The following is a 22,079-nucleotide window of genomic DNA, read 5'->3' as shown; positions in this document are numbered from 1 at the left end:
ACAAAAACCAGACATTGTGCTTGGGCGGGGCGGAATAATGCCTTTGTGGCGGAAAAAAACGGGGTCTTGAACCGCGCTGCGGGTTATTTTTGTTTGAATAGAGTATCTTGCTTCTTGCGGTCGCGGGTGACCTCGCGCTTTTCCAAGGCGATTGTGACGGCTTTTGCTGTGGCGGGGCGGGCAGCGAGGGCGTCCAGCCAGCGGGCCATATGGGGTTTATCCTCAAGGCTTTGCTGCTGTCCTTCCCAAAGCCGCGCCCATGGAAAGGCCGCGAAATCGGCAATCGATACAAAATCGCCCGCGATGAATTCACTTTGCTCCAATCGGGTGTTGAGCACACGGTAGAGCCGCGCCACCTCGTTGCGGTAGCGGTCCTTGGCATAGGGCAGGTCTTGGGGTGGGTCCATCAAAGGCGCATATTTCAGGAAGTGATGGGCTTGGCCTGCCATCGGCCCCAAACCGCCCATTTGCCACATCAGCCATTGATCTACCGCAATCCTGTCCCGCTCGGACTGGCCATAGAACAGCCCTGTCTTGCGCGCCAGATATTGCAGGATTGCCCCCGATTCAAAGATCGAGACCGGCGCGCCATCAGGCCCGTCGGAATCGATCATCGCGGGCATACGGTTATTGGGAGAAATCGCAAGGAAATCGGGCTTGAACTGATCGCCCGCGCCGATATCAACCAGATGCAGGTTGTAGGGCAGGCCCATCTCCTCAAGCGCGATGGCGACCTTCCAGCCATTGGGGGTGGGCCAGTAATACAGATCAATGGGTTTGGACATTTTTCGCTCCCGCAACTTAGTGGCAAGCATGGCGCGGAAGCAGGGCAGTCGCAATATAAATGCGGGTCATCCCGACTTGACCTTGCAGCGCAGCAGGCGTAATTCCGCCCCAGTGGCGATTTGTTACCGGATTGCGGGCCACGTTAAAAAAACCGCTAAAGAGGTCAGGGTCGCGATGGCGCGAATACCCCCGACCAAAACCGGTTCGGGGGTTTTGTTTTGCCGATCCGCCGGACCAGATGAGGATATGAAAGAATGACCGACGCCCGATCGACAAAAAACTGGTCCCGCCGCACCCGTGCCGTGCATGCAGGCACCCGCCGCAGCCAATATGGCGAGGTGAGCGAGGCGCTCTATCTCACGCAGGGCTTTGTCTATGACAGCGCCGAAGCTGCCGAGGCCCGTTTTCTGAGCATTGGTGAGGATGAGTTCATCTATGGCCGTTATGGCAACCCCACCGTCGCCATGTTCGAGGATCGTATCGCCTCGATCGAGGGGACCGAGGATGCTTTTGCAACGGCCTCAGGGATGGCAGCGGTGAATGCCGCGCTGACCTCGATGCTGCGCGCGGGCGATCATGTGGTTTCGGCCAAGGCGCTATTCGGCTCCTGCCTCTATATCCTCGAAGAGGTTCTGACCCGCTTTGGCGTCGAGGTTACTTTTGTCGATGGCACCGATCTGGATCAATGGCGCGCAGCAATGCGCCCCGGCCAGACCAAGGCTGCGTTTTTCGAGACCGTGTCCAACCCGACATTGGAGGTGATTGACCTGCCAGCCGTGGCCGAGATTGCCCATCAGGCAGGCGCGTTGGTGGTGGTGGATAACGTTTTCTCCACCCCGATCTTCCAAGACAACCAAACCTTGGGCGCTGATGTGATCGTCTATTCCACGACCAAGCATATCGACGGGCAGGGGCGCTGTTTGGGTGGCGTGATCTGCGGCACGACCGACTTCATCCGCAAAACGGTGGAGCCCTATCTCAAACATACAGGCGCGGCCATGTCGCCCTTCAATGCTTGGGTGATGCTGAAGGGGCTGGAAACCTTGGAGCTTCGGGTGCGCGCACAAGCGGATGCGGCTTTGCATATTGCACAAGGTCTGGAAGGGCAGGCGGGCATGAAACGGGTGATCTACCCCGGCCTTGCTTCACATCCGCAATTCGATCTTGCGACGCTCCAGATGGAGCAGGGTGGCACTGTGATCGCGCTGGAACTTGAAGGCGGGCGCGAGGCGGCGTTCAAATTCCTTAATGCGCTCGAGATTGTGGTGATCTCCAACAATCTGGGCGATGCGAAATCGATCATCACCCATCCCGCCACAACCACCCATCAACGTCTCAGCGATGAGCAACGTGCTTCGCTTGGGATCTCAGAGGGGCTGGTGCGCTTCTCGGTTGGGCTGGAAGATGCCGATGATCTTTTGGCGGATTTCAAACAGGCGCTCTCGCATCTTTAAAAAGCTTTCCTTCAAGTTTCGCGTCTGAATTCAAGCTTTTAGGCGCGAAGCTGCGATTGTTTGTCTGGATAGAGCACCGTTTATTTGTGATCCAAACCCGTCCTTGGGCCGTAATGTAATTGATAAAACAATTTGGAAGACCTCGGCCTTGCCCCCATATTGATGGACGAAGCCGAGCAGGGAAGGGGCTTTCACATGAATGTACACGTGCCAAATGTTACCACCGAACCCACGCGCGACGAGGCCGAACAGGCTTTGGAGCTTCTCAAAGCTTGGGCTGAAACTGCGCCGCGCGACCAGATCGAAGCGCTCGATCCTTCAGCGACGAAATTGCTGAGCGAGACCTATCCTGTGTTCTCGCGCGACTATCCCACTGAGTTCAATGTCGATGCGGCCTATAAGGACAGCCTGCCTGATCTGCAGAATGGCCCGTCTTCCCTGATCAAGGGAGCCAAGCGGCAAATCCAGCATGTTGGGATTTCGAATTTCCGCCTGCCGATCCGCTATCACACCCGCGACAACGGTGATCTGAACCTCGAGACCAGTGTCACAGGCACGGTCAGCCTTGAGGCGGATAAGAAGGGCATCAATATGAGCCGCATCATGCGCTCCTTTTACGCGCATGCCGAAAAGACCTTCAGCTTCGAGGTGATCGAGGCGGCACTTGATGACTATAAATCAGACCTCGAGAGCTTTGATGCCCGTATCCAGATGCGGTTCTCCTTCCCCATGAAGGTCGAGAGCCTGCGCTCGGGTCTGTCGGGCTATCAGTATTACGATATCGCGCTGGAGCTGGTGGAAAAGGACGGGGTGCGCCGCAAGATTGTGCATCTTGATTACGTCTATTCCTCGACCTGCCCTTGTTCGCTGGAATTGTCCGAACACGCACGCGCGACCCGCAACCAGCTTGCCACGCCGCATTCGCAGCGCTCGGTCGGGCGTTTGTCGGTTGAGGTTCTGGAAGGTGCGGAATGTCTGTGGTTCGAAGACCTGATCGATATGGCCCGCAATGCCGTGCCGACCGAGACGCAAGTGATGGTCAAGCGCGAAGATGAACAGGCATTCGCGGAATTGAACGCAGCCAACCCGATCTTTGTGGAAGATGCCGCCCGTCTTTTCGCCGAGCAGCTTAGCGCGGATGCGCGTATCGGTGATTTCCGCGTGGTGGCAAGCCATCAGGAAAGCCTGCACAGCCATGATGCGGTCAGCGTGTTGACCGAGGGCGAGACCTTTGATGCTGATAGTCTGGACCCGAAACTTTTCTCAACGCTGTTTCACGTGGGCTAGCCTGCGTCACGGCTGATCACAAAAAAACGCCCCGACCATTGGCTTGGTCGGGGCGTTTTCGTTTGAAGCTGTGGCGTGCTTACCAGCCGCGGCGTCCGCGACCAACGGGGTCGGCGCTGAAACCGCTATCACTATCAGTCAGCCCCGAATTGCCGCGTCCACGGCCCACGGGGTCAGCATAGGTGCCGCCGTCGCTATCGGTGATGCCTGCACTGACGCGGCGGGTGACGCCGCGGCCATTGCCAACTGGGTCGGCATAGGCCCCGCCATCGCTATCGGTAATGCCTGATGTTGTACGCCTGACAGTGCCGCGCCCCATGCCAGCGGGATCGGCATAGGCGCCGGCATCTGCATCTGTCACACCCGTGGTGACGCAGCCTGACAACCCAACCGCCGAGAGGCCGAGCGTGCCCGCGCCAAAGCCGCGCAACAGGCTGCGGCGGCTTGGTCCGCGCTTGGTTTCAACATCGCTTTCCGAAAGGCTGGTTTTCTTGGCTTTTTCGTCGTGATCTTTCTTATCAGACATCTGGTTTCTCCCCCGAGTTTGCCCAGTCTCATCAAAAAAGCCCGCCTCCTGAGGAAGCGGGCTGTCTTGTTTTGCCTCACCCGCGGCCATTGCCGCCTGGATCGGTGCAACCACCTTGGTCGGCATCTGTATAGCCTGTGGCGAAATTGCGTGGTGCGCCGCGGCCTTGGCCACCCGTATCCGTCCATGTGCCATTGTCGCTATCGGTCACGCCCGCACGCGCAGACTCGCTCCCGCCACGGCCATTTCCGCCTGGATCGGTCCAAGCGCCGTTATCCTGATCCGTCACGCCCGAGTTATAGCCACGGCAATACCCGCGTCCTGCGCCGCCCGGATCGGTGATTGCACCGCCATCGCTATCGGTTGCAGCAGCCGCTGAGCGCGCGGTGGCCCCCAGGGCCAAGGCGCTGACACCCATCGCACCCGCGCCGCGCATCATGCCGCGGCGGCTGGTTTTGATATCGGAATCTGTCAGGCTCAAGGTTGCAGCGCCACTGTTTTTCGTTGGTTTGTCAGACATTTAGTTATTCCCTCTTGAGGGCGCTTTACCCTCATGCTGCTTTTCAAGCACGCCGGAATTCACAACAAACACGAGATACCAATGGGTGCTTAACGTATATAATGCCCCTACCCTAGGCGTACGGAAACGCATTTGGCAATGAAATTCGCGCTTTGTGCATGGAAAGCAGGGTGGCCGATACCGCAGCTTGCTTGACATGGCGCGTCGCTCGCGCCAACGCTCCGCGCATGTTTGATCTACGTCCTGTTGGATATGTCTTGGGCCTTTTGGTCGCGTCAATCGGTGTCACCATGGTGATCCCGCTCTTTGTCGATCTCTCGCAAGGCAACGGGCATTGGGCCGCTTTCGCGGAAGCGGCAAGCCTGACCATCTTTATTGGTGGGGCCTTGACCTTGGCCTGCGCCAATGCGGTGCGCGAAGGCCTCTCGATCCAGCAAACCTTTTTGCTCACAACTGGCGTTTGGCTAGTGCTGCCAGTTTTTGCGGCGCTTCCTTTCATATTGGGCGCGACCGAGGCGCGGTTTGTGGATGCGTTTTTTGAAGCCATGTCGGGCCTGACCACCACAGGGGCGACCGTGTTTTCGGGTTTGGAGAGCCTGCCTGACGGATTGAACCTGTGGCGCGGGATGATCCAGTGGTTTGGTGGGATCGGTATCATCGTTGTGGCCATGGTGTTTCTGCCTGAACTCAGGGTCGGCGGGATGCAGATTTTCCGCTCGGAAGCCTTTGATACAATGGGTAAAATCCTGCCCCGCGCGACCGAGATCGCCAGCCGGATTTGGGTGATCTATCTTGGGCTGACGGGGCTATGCGCCTTGGTCTATTTGCTGCTTGGCATGCCGTTTTTCGATGCGGTGATGCATGCGCTGACCACGCTGTCCACGGGCGGGTTTTCGACCAGTGATGCGTCCTTCGGGGCCTATCAGGGGCCTTTGGAATATGCGGCTGCCGTCTTTATGATTTTGGCCAGCCTGCCTTTCGTGCGCTACATCCAGCTGGTTGCGGGCACCGCCAAACCCTTGTTTCGCGACACCCAGATACAGGCCTATCTGGCAATTATTCTGGCGCTGACTGTGCTGTTCACGCTGTATCGATTGTTTGCCAATGGAGACCAGCTTGAGCACGGGTTTCGCGAAGGTATTTTCAATGTCACATCGATTATTTCGGGCACAGGCTATGCTTCGGTTGATTATCAACTTTGGGGGCCGCTGCCCGTTGTTTTGTTCTTTTTCATCGGCCTGATCGGCGGCTGCGCGGGCTCGACCTCCTGCTCGATCAAGGTGTTTCGCTACCAGCTCCTGATCGCCTCAATCGCCACGCAGGTGCGCCGCCTTTACGCCCCCCATGGCATATTCGAGCCCCGCTATGACGGGCGGCCTGTTGCCGAAGATATTCTGTCTTCGGTGATGGCGTTTTTTGTGCTGTTTTTCGTGACGCTTGGGGTCACGGCGGTATTGCTGGGGCTGACAGGGCTGGATTTCATCACCTCTGTTTCGGGCGCGGCCTCGGCCTTGGCCAATATCGGGCCGGGCTTGGGCGAGATCATCGGGCCTGCGGGGAATTACGCCTCGCTCAATGATACGGCGAAATGGATTTTGTCTTTTGCCATGTTGATCGGGCGTTTGGAATTGATGGCCGTTTTCGTGCTGTTCACGGTCACCTTCTGGCGTGCGTAACGCGAACCGCTTTAGGCGCTCGCTATGGCACGGCCTGCGGCCACAGCCGAGGACCACGCCCATTGGAAATTATACCCGCCAAGCCACCCCGTGACATCGACGGCCTCACCAATGAAATAGAGATGCGGGACCAATTGCGATTGCATGGATTTTGAGCTGATCTTATCGGTCGAGACGCCGCCGAGCGTGACCTCTGCGGTGCGGTAGCCCTCGGATGAGGTGGGGGTGATTTCCCAACGGGTCAATTGATCGGCCAAGGCCCGCAGGCTTGCATCAGATTGATCACCCAGATTGCCCGAGAGCTGCAATTCAGCCGTCAGATGGGCGGCCAGCTTCTTGGGCAGAAGCTCCCCCAAAACGGTGCTGACGGCTTTGGCCCCTGCCTCTGCGCGGCGCTGTTTGAGATGCTCGAACATATCGCCTTGCGGATGGAGGTTGATGCTGAGCTTGTCACCCTCGCGCCAATAGGATGAAATCTGCAGGATTGCGGGCCCCGAGATGCCACGATGGGTAAAGAGCATCGCTTCCTCAAAGGCGGTTCCATTGCAACTGATCTGCGTGTCCAGCGCCACGCCGGGAAGGGCTGCGAATTCCGCTTTTAGCTTCTCATCAAAGGTCAAAGGCACAAGGGCAGGGCGCGTCTCGGTCAGGGCATGGCCGAATTGCTCCGCGATGCGATAGGCAAGGCCCGTAGCCCCCATTTTGGGAATGGATTTACCGCCCGTGGCCACAACCAGATGCTCGGCCGTGATCATATGGGCGCGGCCCTCACGGCTCAGCGCGACATGGTAGAGACCGTCGCGATGGGTGATCTCGCCAATCTCGGTTTGCAGCCAAAGTGCTGCCTCCCCCATCTCGGCGCGCAGCATGGCGATGATTTCCTTGGCGGAGCCATCACAGAATAATTGCCCGAGGGTTTTCTCGTGCCATGCGATACCGTGGCGATCCACCAAATCGATGAAATCCCATTGCGTATAGCGGCTGAGCGCAGATTTCGCGAAATGGGGGTTCTCCGACAGAAAGTTCTCGGCTGCGGCATGCAGATTGGTGAAGTTGCACCGCCCCCCGCCCGAGATGCGGATTTTCTCGCCTGCTGCTTTGGCATGATCCACGACGAGGACATCGGGGCCCGCATAGGCCGCGCACATCAGGCCTGCCGCGCCTGCGCCAAGGATCAGGGTGCGCACATGATGGCGGCTCATGATCGGCCCCGCGCTATTGCGCTCATTCCTTGAAGTTGCGGCTGGCCTTGATCTGGTCCCATGCCCAGACAACCTCTTGCAGGCGCTCCTCATCCGAGCGGTCGCCACCATTCATGTCGGGGTGAAGAATCTTGATCAAAGCTTTGTAAGATTTGCGGATTTCAGGCTTGGTCCAGTGATCCTTTGCCTCGAGGATCTGGATCGCGCGGCGTTCGGTGGGGGGCAGTTTGCGCGTGCCGCCCGTGGTGCTTTTGCCGGGGTTTCTGGTGGCGTTTTCGCCCAGAACCTGATGGGCATCATCCACACCCAGACGCGCCCAAGCCTTCTCCTCAACACTTTTCTTGAAGGGTTTTGTCGGGCGGTCCCAAACGCGGTCACGGTCCAGTTGGGCCTCCATCTCGGCCTCGGTGGTGCCGTCGAAGAAGTTCCATTTGAGATTGTATTCGCGCACATGCTCGCGGCAGAACCACAAAAACTCCTCAAGGTTATCGGGCGATTTCGGCGCGCGATATTGGCCCGTTTCCTCACAGCCCGGATGCTCGCAAACCCGCTTCGACGTCTCGAACGCGCCCGACATGCCGCGACGGCCTGTCTTGCGTTTCTTCTTGTCGGTCGACACACGTAGGTCGAAATTGAAAGGGTCTTTGTCAGTCATTGAGCAGGGGTCCTTCTCGACTCGGAACAAGCACTCTAATGTTTTGGCGGGCGAGGTGAAGAGGAAAGGTGCGAAAAACGTGACCAGAGCAGAGAAAATCCAGACACGTCTGAGTGAGGCCTTCGCCCCGCGCATGCTAGAGGTGGTTGATGACAGTGAAAGCCATCGCGGCCATTCGGGATTTCAGGACGGCGGCGAGAGCCATTTTCAGGTCAGTATCGCCTCGGATGCCTTTGCAGGCATGTCGCGGATCGCGCGCCACCGCGCCGTCCATGCGGCTTTGGGAAAGGATTTGGTCACCGAGATCCACGCGCTGGCGCTGACCATAACCGATTAGGCCTTTGGCTCACCCTCAGGGGCGGCCGTATCCAGACTCTCGTCGATCTGCGCGGTTTGCAGGTCAGGCTCGGCCTCGGAAGGCTCAGACCATTCCTCTAAAATGGCGGTCTCGGGCGCGTCATCTTCCTCAAGGGTGATCTCGTGGCTTTCGCCCGTCACAGAGCGGCGAAACACCATCACATTGCGATAGACGGTTTGGGTCGAGGTCAGGCCCGAACGCTCAATCGAGGGCAGGGTATCGGTGCGGATATACTCCCAGCCCTCAGCGGCCATCGCGTTCATCTGTTCGGTCAGCGCCAAGGCGAAGCGGTCAGCGGGGGATTTGACCCCTTTGACCTTCAGCCCTTTTTCTGGCGCCGCAATCACCTTGTATTCAAACTCACTCATACCCCACCCCAATCTTGATTTAACAAGGTTAACAAACGCGAGATCCCCCACAAGGCTGACGGCCTGTCATTTGGATGATCTCAGCGGATCTCTATGCCGTCACAGCCCTAGTTTTGCACTTACGATCTGGTTAACGGCGGCAGGGTTGGCCTTGCCACCTGTGGCTTTCATCACCTGACCCACGAACCAGCCTGCAAGTTTGGGGTTCTGCTTGGCCTTTTCGACCTGAGCGGGATTGGCGGCGATGATCTCGTCCACTGCTTTTTCGATGGCGCCGGTATCGGTCACCTGCTTCATGCCGCGTTCTTCTACGATTTTGGCAGGATCACCGCCCTCGGAATAGACGATCTCGAAGAGGTCCTTGGCGATCTTGCCCGAGATATCACCCGATTTGATCAAGGTGATGATGCCCGCAAGCTGCGCGGGCGAAACGGGGCTATCGCTGATGCCGCGCTCGTCCTTCTTGAGGCGGCCGAATAATTCGTTGATCACCCAATTGGCGGCAAGTTTGCCATCCCCTGCCTCGGCTGCGACCTTCTCGAAAAAGCCTGCCGCCGACAGTTCCGCCGTCAAAACGCTGGCATCATAATCGGCAATGCCGAATTCGGACATGAAGCGGGTTTTCTTGGCATCGGGCAATTCGGGCAGATCAGCCGCGATGGCATCTACATAGGATTGCTCCAGCTCAAGCGGCAGAAGATCGGGGTCGGGGAAGTAGCGGTAATCATGCGCCTCTTCCTTTGAGCGCATCGACCGCGTCTCGTTCTTGTCGGCATCATAAAGGCGGGTTTCCTGATCCACCGTGCCGCCTGCTTCGACGATAGCGATCTGGCGGCGCGCCTCATATTCGATGGCGGCTTGGATAAAGCGCATCGAGTTCATGTTCTTGATTTCGCAGCGTGTGCCCAGATGCGAGAAATCGCCCGTTTCGCGGAATTTCTCATAAGCGCCAGGCTGGCAGATCGAGACATTGACGTCAGCGCGCAGATTGCCGTTTTGCATATTGCCATCGCAAGTGCCCAGATAAAGCATGATCTGGCGCAGTTTCACGACATAGGCGGCCGCCTCTTCGGGGCTGCGGATATCGGGGCGGCTGACGATCTCCATCAAGGCCACGCCCGTGCGGTTGAGATCGACGAAGGACAGCGCGGGGTCCATATCATGGATCGATTTGCCCGCATCCTGTTCAAGGTGGATACGCTCAACACGGACCATACGCGCCGTGCCATCGCCCAATTCGACCAGAACCTCACCCTCGCCCACAATCGGGTGGTAGAGCTGGCTGATCTGATAGCCCTGTGGCAGATCGGGGTAGAAATAGTTCTTGCGGTCAAAGGCCGAGCGCAGATTGATCTGTGCTTTCAGGCCAAGCCCCGTGCGCACCGCTTGTGCCACGCAGGCCTCGTTGATCACGGGCAACATGCCGGGCATACCTGCATCCACGAATGCCACATTGGAGTTCGGCTCGGCCCCGAATTGCGTCGAGGCGCCCGAGAACAGCTTGGCCTGCGTCGAGACCTGCGCATGCACCTCCATCCCGATGACGAGTTCCCAATCGGACTTTGCGCCAGCGATCACTTTGGGTTTGGGGGTTTCATAGGTCAGGTCGAGCATTAGCCTGTGGCCTCCGGACTAGAATTCCCCAGCGGTTTAGGCGAGCCGCGCGGGCACGGCAAGGGGGAGAAGTGGCAGATTTCAGCCGATATACACGTCCTCGTGACTTGCGCGCATCCTCTATTCATTGCACATGCCGCCGATTGAAACGGTACAGGATAGTTTAGGTATGTTTGATTTACGCAAATTTGCAGGTGCTTTGGCGTTGGTTATCGGGGTGACGGGATGCAGCTTGTCGGGGGCGTCGACCACCGAGCAGGAGGGGTTCACCCCCACTGCGCGTTGGGATTACCACCCAGAAGCCACGGGATGGACCGATGCGAGCCTGCAAATGCTGCAATCCGATGCTGCGATCCTGACCGAGTTGGAACCCGCCGATATCGATCAATGGTGCCCCGCCTATCTTGAGGGCGATGCCGAGCAGCGCGCGGCCTTCTGGAACGGCATTCTTTCGGCGCTGGCCTTTCACGAAAGCACCCATCGCCCCGATGCGATTGGCGGGAACGGGCGCTGGTTCGGTTTGACCCAGATCGTGCCTGCTACCGCGCGCGGCTACGGCTGCGAGGCGGGCTCGGCGGATGCGTTGCTGGATGGTGAGGCCAATCTGCAATGCGCGCTGCGTATCTGGGCCACAACCGTGCCGCGTGATGGCGTGATCTCGGAAGGGATGCGCGGGATCGCGGCTGATTGGGGGCCGTTCCATTCCTCTCGCAAGCGCGAAGATATGCGCCAATGGGTCAGCCAGCAGGAGTATTGCGCGGGCTGATTTGACCGCTTTGCTGACCGCCGATGCTGCCTTGCGGCATGATTGTGCGGTTGTCACCCCCTTTGCCTTCTGGCAAATTGGCGCGGTTGGAGGCTGGGGGGCTTTCTGGATGCGTTTGAAGTTTGTTGGATTTGTTGCTGCTGTCGCCATGCTGTCGGGCGCCAGTGCCGCTTTGGCGGATGTGGGTTTGCGGCCTTTGCCGCGGCCTGAATTCACCGCGCCGCAGGTCACGCAGGCCCAGATGCAGCTTGCCCCTGTCGCGGCATTGCCAAGCCAGCCCTCCGCCATTGCCCCGCAAGCAAGCTTCCGCCCTGTGATGCGCACCCAATTCACCGTGCCTGAGTTGCGCTGGGACAATCACCCGCGCGGCACACGGTGGTCGATTGCCATTATGAACGCACTCCGCACGCATGGACGGGGTTTGGTTGATGTGGTGCCCGCCGATATCGAGGCATGGTGCCCTGCCTATGAGAGCGCTGATGCTGATCAACGCGCTGCTTTTTGGGCGGGGTTGGTCTCGGCACTGGCATGGCATGAAAGCACGCATCGCCCGACAGTTGTGGGCGGGGGCGGGCTGTGGTTCGGCTTGACCCAGATCGCGCCGCCAACGGCGGATTGGCGAAATTGCGAAGTAACAACTGGTGAGGGCTTGCTGGATGGGCCTGCCAATCTGCGCTGTGCGATCCGCATTATGGCGATCACGGTGCCACGTGACGGGGTCGTCTCGGCAGGGATGCGCGGTGTGGCGGCGGATTGGGGGCCGTTCCATTCCAGCCGCAAACGCGAAGATATGCGCCAATGGGTCAGCCGTCAGGACTATTGCAGGGGGGCGACGCGGCCTGTTCTGCGTCCGGCAGATTTGGCGACCCGCGCAATGCTGACAAGCCCGTCAGAGCCCGCGCAAGAGAGCTGATCAGATCAGGCGGCCCGAACAATGACGCCGCTTTGGGACGCCATGTTGCGCAAGTGATCCATGTCAGTGGGCAGAACCAGATCAGGCAATTCGATTTCCTTGCCATCGCGCATTACGAAAGCGGCGGGCCTGTGCTGAACAGGGCTCACAAGGCGCAAATAGGCAACCTTATCCACGGGAACGCAGGCCGCACCCTTCTTTGAGGTCACTTTGATAAGCTCTTTCCCGAAGCTCACGCCATAGCTGGGGGCAAAGACCAATTTCCAAAGAGCAAAAGACGCAACAGGTATCGCAATGGCCAGCGCAAGCGCGGGTGCAACGCTCCAAACCCATAGAAGGGGAACGATCAAAGCGCTGAGCGCAAGAACGATCACGACTCGGTTTGCAGAGCGGCGCGAATAAGACATGCTGTTGCTTTCAGTAAACATAATAAACCATTACAACCGTTATAAGTTTCTATTGTATTTGAATTACGGCACAAAAAAGGCGTGGTTTAGATGATTTTGGGACAAGCGCGCATGAGAGGCAGACCCACAAAGGCAAAACGACCGTGACGCGAGGGGTCGCGCACAGCGCTGTTTCATCCCCTGAGGCGGGGCGGATTGCGGCCTTGGATATTGCGCGCAGTATCGCCTTGTTTTCTATGGCAATTTATCATTTCACCTTTGATCTCGAACTGTTCGGTTTTGTTGCAGCAGGCACGGTTTTTTCCCCGCTATGGCGCGGTTTTGCGATGGCGATTGCGGCCTCGTTTCTGTTTCTTGCGGGGGGCAGCCTGATTTTGGCGCATGATCCCGTGGCGCGGATGCGCGGTTTTTGGCGGCGTCTGGCGATGATTGTGGCCTGCGCCTTGGCGATCACGGCGGTGACATGGGTTGTCTTTCCCAATGCCTTCATCTTTTTCGGTATTTTGCATTCCATCGCCTTGGCCAGCGTGATCGGGCTTGTGATCCGCCGCTGGCCTGCATGGGTTTTGGGGGCGCTTGGCGGTTTTGTGCTGGTGCTGCCGATGGTCTTTCGTGCGCCGCTATTTGATCAGCCTGCGCTGCTTTGGGTCGGGTTGCACACGCGCAATCCCGTCTCCAATGATTTCGTGCCGCTCTTTCCTTGGTTCGCACCCTTTTTGATCGGGATGGCGGCGGCCAAACTGGCCCGCGCCTCGGGGCTGTTGGAGCGTTTGGGCAGGCTCGGGCAAGGCCGCTTGAGCCAACTGCTGGCCTGGCCTGGGCGGCATTCCTTGGCTGTTTATATGATCCACCAGCCCGTTCTGCTCGGGCTGGTCTGGCTTGCGGCGAATGTGCTGCGCTAGGGGCTGGCTTTAGGCCGCACTGATACGGGCCACCATCTCGCCCATATCGCGGCTGAGATCGGGGGTGGCGGCAATGCGGGCCAGTTCATCCTGTATCATCCCTTGGCGGTCCGCATCATAGCGCCGCCATGTCTCGAAGGCGGTGGACATGCGCGCGGCTGTCTGCGGGTTCTTGCCATCCATCTTGATCAGCCAATCGGCCAGAAAACGGTAGCCTGCGCCAGACGGGTCATGGAAGCCCGCGGCATTGCCCGAGGTCAGCCCCGCCACCAGCGACCTGAAGCGGTTGGGGTTTTGCCAGTCGAAATCAGGATGCGCGCTCAGGGTGTTTGCGGTGGCCACGGCCTGCTCGGGGGCGGCATGGGCCACTTGCAGCATGAACCACTTATCCATGACCAATCGGTTCTTGTGCCATTGATCATAGAAGGCCCGCACAGGCTCGGTTTGGCCTGCGCCGATCAAGCAGGAGAGGGCGGCAAGCTGGTCTGTCATATTGCTGGCCGCCTGATATTGCGCCTGCGCCAGATCAGGCCCCAACGCCGCTGTCAAATAGCGCAGGGCCTTGTTGCGCAACGCGCGTTTGCCTGCCGAGGCCGCGTCAGGGCTATAGCGGCGGCCTGTATCCATCTCGGCATAAAGCGCCTCGAATGTGGCGCGCATATGGGTGCCGATCGCGTGCTCAAGCTTCAACACAGCCGCATGGATCGCCACAGGATCGGGGGTGATGCCATTGTCATGCAGGCTTTGGGCAAGGCTGTCCTCAGATGGCAGCGCCAAGGCAAGCGCGCGGAAATCAGGGTCAAGGCTTGCATCGCTGGTCAAGCACTCAAGCCCGTCAAGAAAGGCAGGGGCAGGCGCGCGGGTTTGGGTGAGCATATCAACCAGAACCTCCCGCGAGAGGGATCGCCCCGCCTCCCAACGGTTGAACGGGTCCGTGTCATGGGCCAGCAGCAAGGCGCGATCTTCAAAGCTGGGGCTATGATCAAGGATCACGGGGGCGGAAAAGCCCCGCAGGATCGACAGAACGGGCTTTTCGCTCAGCCCGCCCATAATAAGTGTGGTCTCGGGGTCGGTCAGCTCGGCAAGACGCGAGGGGTGCGTTTCGCGGCCCTCACTATCCAGCAAGCCGAAGGAGACGGGGATGACCAGAGGCTCTTTGAGCGGCTGGCCCGGGGTCGGGGCGCTGCTTTGGTGTAGTTTAAGGGTGTAGATCCCCCCTTCGAAACGTTCCTCGACACTCAGGCGCGGGGTGCCTGCTTGGGTATACCAGCGTTTGAATTGCGACAGGTCGCGCTCGGTCACATCTTGGAAGACTTGCAGCCAATCCTCGATGGTGCAGGCCTGCCCGTCATGGCGATCGAAATAGAGTTGCAGCGCCGCGTCATAAGCTTCGCTGCCAACCAGAAGGCGCAGCATGCGGATCACTTCGGCCCCTTTTTCATAGACAGTGGCCGTGTAGAAATTATTGATCTCGACATAGGATTCAGGCCGCACGGGATGGGCCAGCGGGCCTGCATCTTCGCGGAACTGGCGGGCGCGCAATTGCAATACGTCTTCAATGCGTTTGACAGGCGCGCTGCGCATATCGGCGCTGAACTGCTGGTCGCGGAAGACGGTCAGGCCTTCCTTGAGGCAAAGCTGGAACCAATCACGACAGGTGATGCGGTTGCCCGTCCAATTGTGGAAATATTCATGTGCGATGATGCCTTCAATGAAGTCATAATCGGTATCTGTCGCGGTTTGGGGTGAGGCGAGGACAAATTTGGAGTTGAAGATATTCAGCCCCTTATTCTCCATCGCGCCCATATTGAAATCATCAACCGCAACGATGTTGAACACATCAAGATCGTATTCGCGGCCATAAACATCCTCATCCCAAGTCATGGAGCGTTTGAGCGCATCCATGGCGTAATCGCAGTTCTCCTCATCTCCGGGGCGGACCCAGATATTGAGATCGACCTTGCGGCCCGAGGTGGTGGTGTAGCTGTCAGAATGGGCGCGCAGATCGCCTGCGACCAGCGCGAACAGATAGGCGGGTTTGGGCCATGGATCATGCCATTCTGAAAACCCGTCGCCTTGGCTGGTCGGATTGCCATTGGACAGCAGCACAGGCAGATCGCTTTCGATCCGCACGGTGAAAGGGGCCATCACGTCGGGGCGGTCTGGGTAATAGGTGATCTTGCGAAAGCCTTCCGCCTCGCATTGGGTGCAGAACATGCCGTTTGACATATAAAGCCCTTCAAGGGCGGTGTTGTCTTCTGGGTTGATCTCGACCTCGGCCTCCCATGTGAAGGTGGGGTGGGGCAGGCGTGTGTTGGATACGGTCAGGCCACGGGGCGTCAGATGATATTCGTCTTCGCGCAGCGGCGTGCCGTCGATGCTGGCTGAGATCAGGTTCAGCTGTTCGCCATCGAGATACAGGTTGCCATCGTCCAGCCCGTCAGGGTTTTCGCGAAATGTGATTTTCGAGAAGACACGTGTGCCCTTGGGGGACAGCTTGAAGGTCAGATGCACCTCATCAATCAGGTGGCTCGGCGCCCTGTAATCAGCAAGTTCAATCGAAAGCGGCGCTGAATCCTTCACGAATGTCTCTCCAAAATGCAGTCGTAAATAAGGGGCGCAGCTTAGGCACGCGCGGGCAAAGTGCAACACGTTAACTGGCCCGTTCGGGAATGTTTATTGGGGCCTTGGGATGGGATTGGCGGCGCGCGCAAAATCCTTTGGACGGGGTGCGCAGGCGGGCTAGGTCAGGGGCATGGCCAAAATGATCCGAAAATCCGACCTGCCCACCAAAACATGCGCATCCTGCGGCTTGCCATTCACATGGCGTAAGAAATGGGAAAAGGTCTGGGATGAGGTCCGCTATTGCTCGGATCGCTGCCGAAATGCGCGGGGCAAACGGCCAGATGCAAAATCTAAGCCCTGAATTGGTTAGTTTTTCTTACCACGCTGTTGCCTATCGGAAACTTTTTGTCTAATCACGATGCGAACAAGGGCCGCTTGGCCATGCATTCGAGAGGGACGGACATGACTGCAAGGGTTGATCGCGACGGGTTGCAGGTTGCAACCGAATTGGCTGATTTCATCGAAACGCAAGCTCTGCCAGGCACTGGTATTGAGGCGGGTGCGTTTTGGGCAGGGTTCTCGGCGCTTTTGCATGACAAGGCGGGCAAGAACCGCGCCTTGCTCGAGAAGCGCGAGAGCCTGCAAAAGCAGATTGATGACTGGCATATCGCGCATCGCGGCAAGCCGCATGACCGTGACGCCTATCAGGATTTCCTGCGCGAAATCGGCTACCTTTTGTCCGAGGGCGAGGCCTTCGAGATCGAAACCAGCAAGGTGGACCCCGAGATAGCCACAGTGGCAGGCCCGCAGCTTGTCGTTCCAATTACCAATGCGCGTTTTGCCCTGAATGCGGCCAATGCACGGTGGGGCAGCCTTTATGATGCCTATTACGGTACCGATGCCATGGGCAGCCTGCCGACACCGGGGGGCTATGATCGCGGGCGCGGGGCGCGGGTTGTGGCGCGCGCACGGGTCTTTCTGGATGATGCCTTCCCGATTGAGGGGGGCAGCCATGCCGATATGCGACGCTACTATGTCGAAAAGGGCCAATTGCTGATTGACGACAAGGCGCTGGTTGATCCGTCGAAATTCATCGGCTTTACGGGCAATCCCAAAGCGCCTGACACGGTATTGCTGCGCAATAACGGCATGCATGTGGAACTGGTCTTTGATCGCGCCCATCCGATTGGCAGCCGCGATCAGGCCTTGCTGGCCGATATCCGTATGGAAAGCGCTGTCTCCGCGATCATGGATTGCGAAGACTCGGTCGCTTGTGTCGATGCCGAGGATAAAGTGCTGGCCTATGGCAATTGGCTGGGGCTGATGCGGGGCGATCTGGAGGAGAGCTTCGAGAAATCCGGCCAGATGATGACCCGCCGCCTTGCGGGCGATAAAACCTATACGGGTCCTGATGGCAGCGAGATCAGCGTTAAAGGCCGCGCCTTGATGCTGGTGCGCAATGTGGGCCATCTGATGACCAACCCAGCCATTCTGCTGCGCGATGGATCAGAAGCCTTTGAAGGCATGATGGATGCGATGATCACCGCTTCGATCGCCAAACATGATCTGAACAAATCCGAGGGCGCGCGCAATTCGGTTGCGGGGTCCGTCTATGTGGTGAAGCCCAAAATGCATGGCCCCGAAGAAGTGGCCTTTGCGGATGAGATTTTCACCCATGTTGAAGGCGTGTTGGGCCTTGAAGCCAATACCGTCAAACTGGGAGTTATGGATGAAGAGCGCCGCACGACGGTCAATCTCAAGGAATGTATCCGCGCGGCGAAAAAGCGTTTGTGCTTTATCAATACGGGCTTTCTGGATCGCACGGGTGATGAAATCCACACCTCGATGGAGGCAGGGCCTTTCAGCCGTAAGGACTTCATCAAGCGCAAGGGCTGGATCACGGCCTATGAAAACCAGAATGTCGATATCGGTCTGGAATGCGGGCTTCGCGGTCGGGCGCAGATCGGCAAGGGCATGTGGGCCATGCCTGATGCGATGGCATCCATGCTGGAGGCCAAGATCGAACACCCCCGCGCTGGCGCCAATTGCGCTTGGGTCCCCAGCCCGACAGCGGCGACCCTGCATGCGCTGCATTACCACAAGGTCAATGTGGCCGCGGTTCAGGAGAAGCTTGCCAAGGGCGGGCGTCGTGGTGATGTGAGCGCCATTCTCGATATCCCGCTGGCCAGCTATCGACGTTGGGAGCCCGAGCAGATCACACGTGAGCTTGAGAACAATGCCCAAGGCATCCTTGGCTATGTCGTGCGCTGGATCGATCAGGGCGTTGGCTGTTCCAAAGTGCCTGATCTGAACCATGTGGGCCTGATGGAGGACCGCGCGACCTGCCGTATCTCGGCGCAGCATATCGCGAATTGGTTGCATCACGATGTGGTCTCGGAAGAGCAGGTGATCGCCGCAATGCGCCGCATGGCGGAAGTGGTTGATGGCCAGAATGCAGGCGATGCGGCCTATACCAATATGGCACCGGGCTTTAATGGCATAGCTTTTGCAGCGGCCTGTGACCTTGTCCTGAAGGGACGTGAACAGCCCTCAGGCTATACCGAGCCAGTCCTCCACGCGCGGCGTTTGGAATGGAAGGCTGCGTAACCTTTTCATCAAGATGGAAAAGCAACGGATGCTGAGCGCCCTGTTTTAATCGAAATTCTTGTGATTTCTACGCCATTTTGATGATTTCGATACGTTGCGATCAAAAGATACAAAACTCTCATAAAGAGCGCCAATTTGGCGCTCTTTTGTTTATTGATGTTTACCCATCGTGCATCTGACATCTTCCAGAATTTCAAATTCTATCCCACGAGAGTCTTCCCCACTACAGACTGCGCGTTTCACTCCTAGGCATCACCAGTCCCTGCACAATTCTTGCTGAAATCAATCTTGGAAAATGAGTAATTTTTGGGATTGGTAAGATGCAGAATGTATCGGTTTCGGTATCTGCTGGCGTGTTTTCGGGGGAAACAATTTCAGCAGATCATTTTGGCACTAATTTTGTTTATGCATGGGACCGCGTCGACGGGACCTTCGATGATCGGGCCGAAGATCTTGGCACAAGCTTGATCAGATATCCCGGTGGCACCGTCACCGAGCAATATTTTGATCCTGCCAATCCAAACGCCTCTATCGGGTATCGCACCGATGCGGATGGAACGGTTGTCGCCAAAACGGTCGAGCCGCTGGATGAGTTCCTGACCTATCTGTCGGAAAATGATATCTCGGGCCTCTTTGTGCTGCCGACCCTGCGCTATTTGCCCGAAGATGGCAGCTTGCCCCCCCCATGGGCAGCTCGATCCTGAGCGCGGCAGATGCCGAAGGTATTCGGGGCTATCTGCGTCAGGTTCTGGAAAGCGGCGTTGATGTCACTGGGTTCGAGCTTGGCAATGAATTCTGGATTTATCCCGATATGAGCGCCGAGGAATATGGCCGTGTGGCCTCGGAACTGGCGGTTATCGCGCGCGAAGAGATCGACGCATTCGAGGCGGCAGGCAATCTGCCCTTGGGCTATGAGCGCCCCGCAATTTCCCTGCAAGCCAGCCATTTTGGCGATAATGGCGATTTCAACGGGGATGGAATTTCATCGGCGCAGGAATTGTCGCAAATCCTGATCTCGAACCTGCCATCTGATGCGATTGATGCGATCGATGCGATCACGGGCCATCGCTATATCAGCAGCAGCTAAGAGACGATTGACCGTTTCGATGCCCCTTGGGACCATTGGAACAGCTATTCCGACCTGATGGGCAAGGATCTCGATATCATCCTGTCGGAATGGAATATCAGCGCGCGTCAGGGCGGTGTTTCGAATTGGGACACGGCCAGCGAGAGCGAACGCGATGCGATTGATACGGGCCTCAAGCAAGCTGGTGCCTTGGCCGCCTATTTCCACGAGATGACAGCCAATGGTGTCGATATCGCCACCTCTTGGGCTTTGCAGCAGCAGGTGAAAACCTCCTTCGCGGGCCGCGAGGGCACGGAGACGGGCCTGAAAGCGGGTGGCGAGATGATGGCGCTTCTGGCGGAAAACACCATCGGCATGACGCCCATCTTGTTGCCTCGCCCCGATTCACGGCTGGATATGCATGGCTTTGGCGACGAAGACAGCACATATATCGTGATCAATTCTCGCGTGAACGAGGATATGGCGCTTGATCTCGATCTGGATGCTTTGATCGGCGATAGCACTGGCGCGCAGGTTCAGATCATGGGTGTGGCCGAAGGCGAAGACCCGCGCGATCCTGATGCCGTCACCGTTATCCGCGATGTTGATGCGCAATCGGTTCTCAATGACGGGCAGCTCTCGCTTGAGTTGAACCCCCATGAGATCGTTCTGTTGTCCATCGGCACCCAGCCAGAGGTCGCGCCGCTTGCCATCGAAAGCAACACATTGTTCGGCAGTGAGGGCGATGATTGGGTGATTGGCGCTGAAATCGCCGAGCGGATCGAATTGGGCCTTGGCAATGATTTCGCCAATGGCAAAGGCGCCGCGGATGAGATCATTCTGGGCGCGGGCGATGACACAGGCCGTGGCGGCTGGGGCCGTGACACGCTTGAGGGTGGTCTGGGCAATGACCGCCTGTTTGGCGATGCGGGTGGTGATTTCCTCTTTGGGGGTGACGGAGGCGATAGTCTGAGTGGCGGCTACGGGGCCGATATCCTGTTCGGAGAGCTTGGCGTTGATACGCTTGATGGCGGGTTCCAGAACGACCAGCTCTTTGGTGGAGAAGGCGCGGATGTTCTGAATGGCGATGGGGGCTATGACATCCTTGATGGCGGTGCAGGCGATGATTTCCTGCGCGGCGGCGGGCTCTATGACAAATTCACCGGTGGTCAGGGCGCGGATATCTTTGCCTTCCAGCAGGGCGATCAAGCATGGCGCGAGCAGGTCTTCGACTTCACCCAAGGCGAAGATAAAATCCAGCTTGGCTTCAGCGGGGTCGAGGGTTTCGAGGACCTCTTCCTGAGTGCCGAAGACAGTGCCGTGATCATCAAATACGGGGCAGGCTCGATCTATCTGCATAACACCGAGCTTGATCAGATGGATGAGGGTGATTTTGCCTTCGTTTGAAGGCAAATAGGCCAATAAAACCTTCCTGTTGCGCGCGTTGGCTGCTATCTCTTCGGCCAACGTAAATGCATTGGGAGCAGGGAATATGATTTCATTGGATGCCGCACGCGAGATGATCGCAAAGGCCCGCGAAAAAGGTCGTGAATTGGGGCTGAAACCCCTCTCTGTGGCTGTGCTGGATGCAGGGGGTCACTTGCTGGCATTTGAGCGTGAAGATGGCTCCAGCCCCGGTCGTTTCGAGATCGCGCGCGGCAAGGCCTATGGCGCGGTTATGCTTGGCATGCCCGGCTCGGCGCAGATGGCGCGAGCCGAACAGCAGGCCTATTTCATGGCAGCCGTAAACGGCGCATTTGAAGGCCGTGTTGTCCCTGTTCCAGGTGGGGTTCTCATCAAACAGGATGGTGCCGTGATCGGCGCGATCGGTGTGACAGGCGACACGTCTGACAATGACGCACTGGCCGCTGTTGCAGGAGTTGAAGCGGCAGGGTTTGAAGCACTGTCATGAGCCGTGAGCTGATTTCCTCGGGCTCGCCCTTCGAGGCGCAGATCGGATATTCCCGCGCGGTTGTGCAGGGGGATTGGGTCTTCGTCTCGGGCACCACGGGCTTTGACTATGCCACGATGGAGATCTCGGAGGATGTCGCGGCGCAGGCCGAGCAATGCTTCGCCAATATCGAAAAAGCGCTTCTAAAGGCGGGCTCCAGCATGGCGGATGTGGTGCGGGTGCATTACATCCTGCCAGATGCTGCTCTGTGGGAGGCCTGCTGGCCTGTGACCAGCAAGTGGTTGGGGCAGGTGCGCCCCGCCGCCACGATGTTTGTCGCGGCCCTGCAAGACCCGCGCATGAAAATCGAGATCGAGGTGACCGCGCTGAAACAGGCGGGGTAGGGCGCGGGGCAAAGCTTGCCTATTTTATCGGCAACCCCGCCCCATTTGCGGCGCATCCACATAAAGCGGGACGTGCGCAGCGGTGGGGTCTCTTCCCCTTATGTGCAGCGCG

Annotated in this window: 23 protein-coding genes and 1 riboswitch; of the genes, 14 read left to right on the top strand and 9 right to left on the bottom strand. The window is 58.1% G+C overall.

Going from position 1 to position 22,079, the window contains the following annotated elements; genetic code table 11:
* Nucleotides 1-83: 83 nt before the first annotated feature.
* Nucleotides 84-785, bottom strand: coding sequence for a glutathione S-transferase N-terminal domain-containing protein (locus ACTYEO_RS09555; protein WP_449323511.1), 702 nt, complete (start codon nt 783-785; stop codon nt 84-86).
* 102 nt (nt 786-887) lie between these two features.
* Nucleotides 888-965: riboswitch (SAM riboswitch) on the top strand.
* Between the two features lie 75 nt (nt 966-1,040).
* On the opposite strand from ACTYEO_RS09555, the gene metZ reads away from it, so the two are divergent.
* Together metZ and folE2 are read left to right on the top strand one after the other, a co-directional pair.
* Nucleotides 1,041-2,240, top strand: coding sequence for an O-succinylhomoserine sulfhydrylase (metZ, locus tag ACTYEO_RS09550; protein ID WP_449323510.1), 1,200 nt, complete (start codon nt 1,041-1,043; stop codon nt 2,238-2,240).
* Nucleotides 2,241-2,435: 195 nt separating this feature from the next.
* Nucleotides 2,436-3,527 carry a GTP cyclohydrolase FolE2 gene (folE2, locus tag ACTYEO_RS09545; RefSeq protein WP_449323509.1) on the top strand — a complete coding sequence of 364 codons (1,092 nt, stop codon included), beginning with the start codon at nt 2,436-2,438 and terminating at the stop codon, nt 3,525-3,527.
* 79 nt (nt 3,528-3,606) lie between these two features.
* Here the strand turns inward: folE2 and ACTYEO_RS09540 are convergent, their stop codons facing one another.
* Both ACTYEO_RS09540 and ACTYEO_RS09535 read right to left on the bottom strand, forming a co-directional pair.
* Nucleotides 3,607-4,053, bottom strand: coding sequence for a hypothetical protein (locus ACTYEO_RS09540; RefSeq protein ID WP_449323508.1), 447 nt, complete (start codon nt 4,051-4,053; stop codon nt 3,607-3,609).
* A gap of 76 nt (nt 4,054-4,129) precedes the next feature.
* On the bottom strand, nt 4,130-4,573 hold the full coding sequence (locus ACTYEO_RS09535; protein ID WP_449323507.1) for a hypothetical protein: 444 nt from the start codon (nt 4,571-4,573) through the stop codon (nt 4,130-4,132).
* Nucleotides 4,574-4,800: 227 nt separating this feature from the next.
* Here ACTYEO_RS09535 and ACTYEO_RS09530 point away from each other — a divergent pair, with 227 nt between their 5' ends.
* On the top strand, nt 4,801-6,249 hold the full coding sequence (locus ACTYEO_RS09530; RefSeq protein WP_449323506.1) for a TrkH family potassium uptake protein: 1,449 nt from the start codon (nt 4,801-4,803) through the stop codon (nt 6,247-6,249).
* Between the two features lie 11 nt (nt 6,250-6,260).
* Here ACTYEO_RS09530 and ACTYEO_RS09525 read toward each other — a convergent pair whose 3' ends face one another.
* Both ACTYEO_RS09525 and ACTYEO_RS09520 read right to left on the bottom strand, forming a co-directional pair.
* Nucleotides 6,261-7,451: an NAD(P)/FAD-dependent oxidoreductase gene (locus ACTYEO_RS09525; RefSeq protein ID WP_449323505.1), complete on the bottom strand. Its 1,191-nt coding sequence runs from the start codon at nt 7,449-7,451 to the stop codon at nt 6,261-6,263.
* Nucleotides 7,452-7,473: 22 nt separating this feature from the next.
* On the bottom strand, nt 7,474-8,106 hold the full coding sequence (locus ACTYEO_RS09520; RefSeq protein ID WP_449323504.1) for a DnaJ domain-containing protein: 633 nt from the start codon (nt 8,104-8,106) through the stop codon (nt 7,474-7,476).
* 79 nt (nt 8,107-8,185) lie between these two features.
* Between ACTYEO_RS09520 and ACTYEO_RS09515 the strand changes: the two genes are divergently transcribed.
* Nucleotides 8,186-8,443 (top strand): BolA family protein, encoded by a 258-nt coding sequence (locus ACTYEO_RS09515; protein WP_449323503.1) that lies wholly within the window; start codon nt 8,186-8,188, stop codon nt 8,441-8,443.
* On the opposite strand, the gene ACTYEO_RS09510 is transcribed toward ACTYEO_RS09515, so the two are convergent.
* Both ACTYEO_RS09510 and gatB read right to left on the bottom strand, forming a co-directional pair.
* Nucleotides 8,440-8,832: a DUF4177 domain-containing protein gene (locus tag ACTYEO_RS09510; RefSeq protein ID WP_449323502.1), complete on the bottom strand. Its 393-nt coding sequence runs from the start codon at nt 8,830-8,832 to the stop codon at nt 8,440-8,442. The two genes, ACTYEO_RS09515 and ACTYEO_RS09510, sit on opposite strands and share 4 nt — an antisense overlap.
* A gap of 99 nt (nt 8,833-8,931) precedes the next feature.
* Nucleotides 8,932-10,446 (bottom strand): Asp-tRNA(Asn)/Glu-tRNA(Gln) amidotransferase subunit GatB, encoded by a 1,515-nt coding sequence (gene gatB / locus ACTYEO_RS09505; RefSeq protein ID WP_449323501.1) that lies wholly within the window; start codon nt 10,444-10,446, stop codon nt 8,932-8,934.
* A gap of 169 nt (nt 10,447-10,615) precedes the next feature.
* On the opposite strand from gatB, the gene ACTYEO_RS09500 reads away from it, so the two are divergent.
* Complete coding sequence (locus ACTYEO_RS09500) at nt 10,616-11,212, top strand: lytic transglycosylase domain-containing protein (RefSeq protein ID WP_449323500.1); 597 nt, start codon at nt 10,616-10,618, stop codon at nt 11,210-11,212.
* Nucleotides 11,213-11,321: 109 nt separating this feature from the next.
* Complete coding sequence (locus ACTYEO_RS09495) at nt 11,322-12,125, top strand: hypothetical protein (protein ID WP_449323499.1); 804 nt, start codon at nt 11,322-11,324, stop codon at nt 12,123-12,125.
* Nucleotides 12,126-12,130: 5 nt separating this feature from the next.
* Here the strand turns inward: ACTYEO_RS09495 and ACTYEO_RS09490 are convergent, their stop codons facing one another.
* Nucleotides 12,131-12,532 carry a hypothetical protein gene (locus tag ACTYEO_RS09490; RefSeq protein WP_449323498.1) on the bottom strand — a complete coding sequence of 134 codons (402 nt, stop codon included), beginning with the start codon at nt 12,530-12,532 and terminating at the stop codon, nt 12,131-12,133.
* 143 nt (nt 12,533-12,675) lie between these two features.
* Here ACTYEO_RS09490 and ACTYEO_RS09485 point away from each other — a divergent pair, with 143 nt between their 5' ends.
* Entirely contained in the window at nt 12,676-13,434 is a 759-nt protein-coding gene (locus ACTYEO_RS09485) for a heparan-alpha-glucosaminide N-acetyltransferase (protein WP_449323497.1), read from the top strand.
* Nucleotides 13,435-13,443: 9 nt separating this feature from the next.
* Here ACTYEO_RS09485 and pepN read toward each other — a convergent pair whose 3' ends face one another.
* Nucleotides 13,444-16,017, bottom strand: a complete 2,574-nt coding sequence (gene pepN / locus ACTYEO_RS09480) for an aminopeptidase N (protein WP_449323496.1) — start codon at nt 16,015-16,017, stop codon at nt 13,444-13,446.
* A 172-nt stretch (nt 16,018-16,189) separates the two neighbouring features.
* Between pepN and ACTYEO_RS09475 the strand changes: the two genes are divergently transcribed.
* From ACTYEO_RS09475 to ACTYEO_RS09445, 7 genes are all read left to right on the top strand, one after another.
* Nucleotides 16,190-16,360, top strand: a complete 171-nt coding sequence (locus tag ACTYEO_RS09475; RefSeq protein WP_449323495.1) for a DUF2256 domain-containing protein — start codon at nt 16,190-16,192, stop codon at nt 16,358-16,360.
* 101 nt (nt 16,361-16,461) lie between these two features.
* Entirely contained in the window at nt 16,462-18,606 is a 2,145-nt protein-coding gene (locus tag ACTYEO_RS09470) for a malate synthase G (protein WP_449323494.1), read from the top strand.
* A 320-nt stretch (nt 18,607-18,926) separates the two neighbouring features.
* Nucleotides 18,927-19,310: a hypothetical protein gene (locus ACTYEO_RS09465; protein ID WP_449323493.1), complete on the top strand. Its 384-nt coding sequence runs from the start codon at nt 18,927-18,929 to the stop codon at nt 19,308-19,310.
* Entirely contained in the window at nt 19,292-19,693 is a 402-nt protein-coding gene (locus ACTYEO_RS09460) for a hypothetical protein (RefSeq protein WP_449323492.1), read from the top strand. The genes ACTYEO_RS09465 and ACTYEO_RS09460 overlap by 19 nt, the downstream gene beginning before the upstream one ends.
* Nucleotides 19,694-19,750: 57 nt before the next feature.
* The gene (locus ACTYEO_RS09455) at nt 19,751-21,079 is read left to right on the top strand and encodes a calcium-binding protein (protein ID WP_449323491.1); all 1,329 of its coding nucleotides are present in this window, start codon (nt 19,751-19,753) and stop codon (nt 21,077-21,079) included.
* Between the two features lie 85 nt (nt 21,080-21,164).
* The gene (locus ACTYEO_RS09450) at nt 21,165-21,584 is read left to right on the top strand and encodes a GlcG/HbpS family heme-binding protein (protein WP_449323490.1); all 420 of its coding nucleotides are present in this window, start codon (nt 21,165-21,167) and stop codon (nt 21,582-21,584) included.
* Nucleotides 21,581-21,967 carry a RidA family protein gene (locus tag ACTYEO_RS09445; protein ID WP_449323489.1) on the top strand — a complete coding sequence of 129 codons (387 nt, stop codon included), beginning with the start codon at nt 21,581-21,583 and terminating at the stop codon, nt 21,965-21,967. The genes ACTYEO_RS09450 and ACTYEO_RS09445 overlap by 4 nt, the downstream gene beginning before the upstream one ends.
* The last annotated feature ends 112 nt before the right edge of the window (nt 21,968-22,079 follow it).

Source organism: Rhodophyticola sp. SM2404 (assembly GCF_053570515.1).
This window is presented reverse-complemented; position numbering and strand designations above follow the sequence as displayed.

Coding starts and splice junctions, on each gene's coding strand:
- ACTYEO_RS09555 (WP_449323511.1), bottom strand. CDS start 785: ATGTCCAAACCCATTGATCTGTATTACTGGCCCACCCCCAATGGCTGG.
- metZ (WP_449323510.1), top strand. CDS start 1,041: ATGACCGACGCCCGATCGACAAAAAACTGGTCCCGCCGCACCCGTGCC.
- folE2 (WP_449323509.1), top strand. CDS start 2,436: ATGAATGTACACGTGCCAAATGTTACCACCGAACCCACGCGCGACGAG.
- ACTYEO_RS09540 (WP_449323508.1), bottom strand. CDS start 4,053: ATGTCTGATAAGAAAGATCACGACGAAAAAGCCAAGAAAACCAGCCTT.
- ACTYEO_RS09535 (WP_449323507.1), bottom strand. CDS start 4,573: ATGTCTGACAAACCAACGAAAAACAGTGGCGCTGCAACCTTGAGCCTG.
- ACTYEO_RS09530 (WP_449323506.1), top strand. CDS start 4,801: ATGTTTGATCTACGTCCTGTTGGATATGTCTTGGGCCTTTTGGTCGCG.
- ACTYEO_RS09525 (WP_449323505.1), bottom strand. CDS start 7,451: ATGAGCCGCCATCATGTGCGCACCCTGATCCTTGGCGCAGGCGCGGCA.
- ACTYEO_RS09520 (WP_449323504.1), bottom strand. CDS start 8,106: ATGACTGACAAAGACCCTTTCAATTTCGACCTACGTGTGTCGACCGAC.
- ACTYEO_RS09510 (WP_449323502.1), bottom strand. CDS start 8,832: ATGAGTGAGTTTGAATACAAGGTGATTGCGGCGCCAGAAAAAGGGCTG.
- gatB (WP_449323501.1), bottom strand. CDS start 10,446: ATGCTCGACCTGACCTATGAAACCCCCAAACCCAAAGTGATCGCTGGC.
- ACTYEO_RS09500 (WP_449323500.1), top strand. CDS start 10,616: ATGTTTGATTTACGCAAATTTGCAGGTGCTTTGGCGTTGGTTATCGGG.
- ACTYEO_RS09495 (WP_449323499.1), top strand. CDS start 11,322: ATGCGTTTGAAGTTTGTTGGATTTGTTGCTGCTGTCGCCATGCTGTCG.
- ACTYEO_RS09490 (WP_449323498.1), bottom strand. CDS start 12,532: ATGTCTTATTCGCGCCGCTCTGCAAACCGAGTCGTGATCGTTCTTGCG.
- ACTYEO_RS09475 (WP_449323495.1), top strand. CDS start 16,190: ATGGCCAAAATGATCCGAAAATCCGACCTGCCCACCAAAACATGCGCA.
- ACTYEO_RS09470 (WP_449323494.1), top strand. CDS start 16,462: ATGACTGCAAGGGTTGATCGCGACGGGTTGCAGGTTGCAACCGAATTG.
- ACTYEO_RS09465 (WP_449323493.1), top strand. CDS start 18,927: ATGCAGAATGTATCGGTTTCGGTATCTGCTGGCGTGTTTTCGGGGGAA.
- ACTYEO_RS09460 (WP_449323492.1), top strand. CDS start 19,292: ATGGGCAGCTCGATCCTGAGCGCGGCAGATGCCGAAGGTATTCGGGGC.
- ACTYEO_RS09455 (WP_449323491.1), top strand. CDS start 19,751: ATGGGCAAGGATCTCGATATCATCCTGTCGGAATGGAATATCAGCGCG.
- ACTYEO_RS09450 (WP_449323490.1), top strand. CDS start 21,165: ATGATTTCATTGGATGCCGCACGCGAGATGATCGCAAAGGCCCGCGAA.
- ACTYEO_RS09445 (WP_449323489.1), top strand. CDS start 21,581: ATGAGCCGTGAGCTGATTTCCTCGGGCTCGCCCTTCGAGGCGCAGATC.